2 protein-coding genes are annotated in these 2,238 nt (G+C 69.1%); one reads left to right on the top strand and one right to left on the bottom strand.

The genetic code is table 11. The features are described from left to right. Positions 1–143: 143 nt before the first annotated feature. A complete protein-coding gene (locus tag DXK93_RS11440; protein WP_119450108.1) occupies positions 144–989 on the bottom strand; it encodes an IclR family transcriptional regulator in 846 nt (281 codons plus the stop codon). 180 nt (positions 990–1,169) lie between these two features. Here DXK93_RS11440 and DXK93_RS11435 point away from each other — a divergent pair. Beyond that, on the top strand, positions 1,170–2,238 hold a 1,069-nt coding region (locus tag DXK93_RS11435), incomplete at its 3' end, for a GMC family oxidoreductase (protein ID WP_119450107.1).

The following is a 2,238-nucleotide window of genomic DNA, read 5'->3' as shown; positions in this document are numbered from 1 at the left end:
AGGCATCCTGGACGCCACGCTGGCGCGCGATGCGGACCGCGCCTGTGAATTGCTGGCCGCCCACATCCGCCTGACCTACGAGGCCGTGGCGCGCCTGCCGCCAGACCTGTTCACGCCCGATTGAAAACCCGCAGGCCGGGCCGCTACGTCGCGCCATTTCGGTGCTGCGCCAGCACGTCGTGCATGGCCCGCGCGGCGCGCTCCAGCACCGGCACCGCGCGCAGCAGCTCGTCCAGCATGACGCGCGCCGTCGGCGCATGGCAGGCCACGGCCGCCACCACGCGATCGTCCGCGTCGCGCACCGGCACTGCCACGGCGCTCATGCCGCGCACGAATTCCTCGTTGTCGATGCCAATGCCGCGCGCAGCCAGCCGTTCGAGTTCTTCTTCCAGCCTGGCCGGGTCTGTCAGCGTGCGCGGCGTGTTGCGCGTGAGCGGCAGGCGCGCCAGCACCCGCCCGCGCTCCAGCCGATTCATGGACGCCAGGAACAACTTGCCGCTGGCGGTGCAGTGCATGGGCACGTGGCTGCCCACCGCGAAGAACAGGCGCAGCGGTTCCTCCGTTTCCACGCGTTCCATGTAGATCACGCGATCGCCGTCGGGTGCGGTCAGGTTGCAGGTTTCGCCCAGGGTGCCGACCAGTTGGGCGAGCACGGCGCGGCAGGCGCGCGTGAAGGCCGAGGCGCGAAGAGTTGCCAGGGCCAGGGTCGCTGCCTGCGGTCCCGGCACGAAGCCGTTCTCGGTGGGCGTGGCGGCCACGAAGCCGGCACGCTGCATGGCCGCCAGCAGGCGCATCAAGGTGGTCTTGGGCATGTCCAGCCGTTGCGCCAGTTGCGCCAGCGTGGGTGGATGCTGGGCGCGCGCCAGGTGATCCAGCACCACCAGCGCCCGCAGCGAACGCGCGGCCTCTTGATGGGTGGCGGCGTCGTCGGCCTGCTGCGCCGATGCTGCACCGCGATTTTGAAACTGAATCTGCATATTCTGTTCCACTTTTCCGCCCCCGCGCCTGTTGTGCTTTGCTCTGCGCGCGCGCTTCCTAGAATCGCCTCAAATGCCGCAGCGCTCAGGCGCCGGCATCGATCCAGTATATAAGTGCGCCCCACAACGACAAGCAGGGTTAACGCGCCGTAGGCTTGGCGCCGCGCCCTGCTGCAGGGAGAGCTTGCGGACATGTCCGATACCGTGGATTACATCGTGGTTGGCGCCGGCTCGGCCGGATGCGTGATGGCCAACCGGCTGAGCGCCAGCGGCGCGCACAGCGTCTGCCTGCTGGAAGCCGGCCCCAAGGACAGCAACCCGTGGATACACATCCCCATCGGCTACGGCAAGACGATGTTCCACAAGGTCTTGAACTGGGGCTACTACACCGACCCCGACCCCGGCATGCTGGACCGGCGCATCTATTGGCCGCGCGGGCGCACGCTGGGCGGCTCGAGCTCCATCAACGGCCTGATCTACATCCGCGGCCAGCGGCAGGACTACGACGCCTGGGCCGCCGCCGGCAATCCCGGCTGGAGCTGGGACGAATGCCTGCCCTACTTCCGCAAGCTCGAGAACAATGACCTCGGCCCCGGCCCCACGCGCGGCACCGAGGGCATGCTCAACGCCACCTCGATCAAGACGGCGCATCCGCTGGTGGAAGCGTTGATAGGCGCCGCGCAAAAGCTGGGCCTGCCGCATGTGCAGGACTTCAATACCGGCGACCAGGAAGGCGTGGGCTACTACCAGCTCACCACACGCAACGGCCGGCGTTGCTCAACCGCCGTGGCCTACCTGCGTCCCGCGCAGGACCGCAGCAACCTGCGCGTGGAAACCGACGCACACGCCATGGCCGTACTGTTCGAAGGCAAGCGCGCCTGCGGCGTGCGCTACCGGCGCGACGGCCAGGTGCATACCGTGCGCGCCCGCCGCGAAGTGGTGCTGTGCGCCGGCGCCCTGCAATCGCCGCAGCTGCTGCAGCTGTCCGGCGTCGGGCCCGCTGCCCTGCTGCGCCAGTTCGGCATCGGCGTGGTGCGCGACCTGCCGGGCGTGGGCGAAAACCTGCAGGACCATCTGCAGATCCGCCTGATCTACGAGACCACCCGCCCCATCACCACCAACGACCAGTTGCGCAGCCTGACGGGCCGCGCCCGCATGGGGCTGGAATGGCTGCTGTTCCGTGGCGGGCCACTGGCGGTGGGCATCAACCAGGGCGGCGTGTTCTGCCGGGTAGACCCGGCCAGCCGCACGCCCGACACGC

It is taken from the genome of Achromobacter sp. K91 (genome assembly GCF_003576205.1).
In the GTDB taxonomy this organism is placed as follows: domain Bacteria; phylum Pseudomonadota; class Gammaproteobacteria; order Burkholderiales; family Burkholderiaceae_B; genus Achromobacter; species Achromobacter aegrifaciens.
This window is presented reverse-complemented; position numbering and strand designations above follow the sequence as displayed.